Annotated in this window: 2 protein-coding genes; both read left to right on the forward strand. The window is 62.5% G+C overall.

What is annotated here, in order from left to right; translation table 11 throughout:
• On the forward strand, positions 1-1,025 hold a 1,025-nt coding region (locus OC490_RS49000; RefSeq protein WP_262064545.1), incomplete at its 5' end, for a transcriptional regulator.
• 9 nt (positions 1,026-1,034) lie between these two features.
• A complete protein-coding gene (locus OC490_RS49005; RefSeq protein WP_262064546.1) occupies positions 1,035-1,604 on the forward strand; it encodes a transcriptional regulator in 570 nt (189 codons plus the stop codon).
• The last annotated feature ends 451 nt before the right edge of the window (positions 1,605-2,055 follow it).

Consider the following 2,055-nt stretch of genomic DNA (forward strand, 5'->3'; position numbering starts at 1 on the left):
CCCCCCCCCCCCAACCCCCCGCCACACCACCACCCGGCAACCAGCAGACACCCGCCCGCCACCGCATCCCCCACAACCAGGACCGCACCCCCGAACTGATCACACGAGCCGTCCACGAAACCCTCGACACACACGGCGGCGACCTCACAGCCGCCACCGCCGAACTGCAGCGCCGCGCGATCCCGGACGCCATGGCCCTGCTGGACGCCTGCCGCACCGGCGCCCGCTACGACATCGTCGGCCACCCGCCGCTGCCCGACATCCTCCGCAAGAAATCCGCCCACGGCGCGGACGAAGTATGGGAAGCCCGCCCCCACTGGACGCGACTGGACCCGCCCCCCGGCCAAGGCGAGGTGACCGCCCTCGACATCAACGGCGCCTACCTGTCCGCCCTGAAAACCCATCTCCCGCTCGGCGCCCTCGAATACTCCACCGGGAACGTCCACTCCCGCCGCCGCTCAGGAATCCACCTCATCACCCCACCGGAATGGGACCACCACCCCTACCTCCCCAACCCCCTGGGCAACCGCGAGGAACCGGGCCCCGTCTGGGTCACCGAACCCACCCTCCGCCTCCTCCAGCGCCTGGCAACCCAGCAATACGGCCACCTGTGCGACCCTCCGGTCATCCACGAATCCTTCACCTCCGGATCGACGGAACAACTCTTCGAGAAATTCCGCCAGATTCTGCGCGACGCCCGCGAAAAAGCCATCACCGAAGAAGACGAAGTCACCCTGGAATACGTGAAATCCATGTATTCTAAGTTCGTGTCCACCATGGGAGAGTCGAACTACAATAGGGCGCTCTACCGCCCCGACTGGATGCACATCATTCGTTCACAAGCATTCGTCAACCTGTGGCTCAAAGCCCATAAAGCACACACAGCCCAACTGACCGTCATGCGGGTCATGGGAACCGACGAACTCCACATCGCCGGCGACTGGCGACAGGTATTCACGGAAGGGCGCGACGTGTCACAGGTAAAAGTGAAAGACGTCTACACCCTCCCCACCGACCAGCGGTAAGAGCCCCATATGCCCGACAGAACACATGACTTCGGACACTACGGCGCCCGAGGCGAGCGCGGAAGCGAAGCCGCGGCCCGTGTACTCGACTCCCTCGTCGACGGCATCGCCTCCCCGGTCACCTCCTCCCGCGGCCTGTCCGCCCGCCTGCGCTACCTCACCCGCTCAGCCGCCGGCCACGACGCCATGCGCGAAGCAGGCATCACCGTCACCCCTCGCACCCTCAAAGCCTGGCTCACCGGCAAACAACACCCCAACAAAGCCAACATGGCGAAGATCGACGCCGCCTACTGGACGCTGCGCCGCCGCAACGTCGCCCGTTACCTACTCAAGCGACTCAATACGAGCGGTGGAACAAGAGTGGAGATTCACCCTCTTGACCAGTCCCACGTACCCGTTCCCCACCAACGCGTCCTGGAATACCGCCGACTGAACATCCGCAACTGGGACGCCATCGTCGATGCCTGGTCCCGAGGAGACGCCCAGGCACTTGACAACGCCTGGATCGACCAGATGGTCAACCTGGGATCTCAATGGGGAAAATACGAGTACGTCGCCTCCGTCGGATTCGCCGCCTGAAGCGACGTGCGAGACCTCACACCACCACCTCCCCAGTACGGCGGCTCTTGCGCTGACATACGAAGACTTCAGGCCAACCCAGCTGAGGCCGGGGCCGGACGTCATCGAAGCCGAGGACTCCGCGAGCGCCACCCGCATTTTTTCTGCTGTTGGCGAGTTGAACGGTTGTTCGCCGCCGTCAGATTTTATTCCACTCTTTTTCCAGGGCATTAAAATTCTGCCATTCGGAGAATATGGAAGGGGTAATTCGATATAAGAATCGGGAATGAAATCCAAGAAAAGCTTTTGCCGAAAAATGAAACTGACATACCGTCAGATATGCGAAGCCGCGCAGCCGACCCCTCTTGTAGCTGCGGCTTTTAGGAATTCGCGGAGCGAATTCCGTCGGCGTCACGGAGTGACGCCGCATCAACTTCCTTGCGGAGCAAGGAAGTTAGGCCGCGAAGCGGCC

This window comes from Streptomyces sp. STR69 (assembly GCF_024519455.1).
In the GTDB taxonomy this organism is placed as follows: Bacteria; Actinomycetota; Actinomycetes; order Streptomycetales; family Streptomycetaceae; genus Streptomyces.

Excerpts from the sequence above, each read along its gene's own strand:
- OC490_RS49005 (WP_262064546.1), top strand. The coding sequence starts at position 1,035 with ATGCCCGACAGAACACATGACTTCGGACACTACGGCGCCCGAGGCGAG.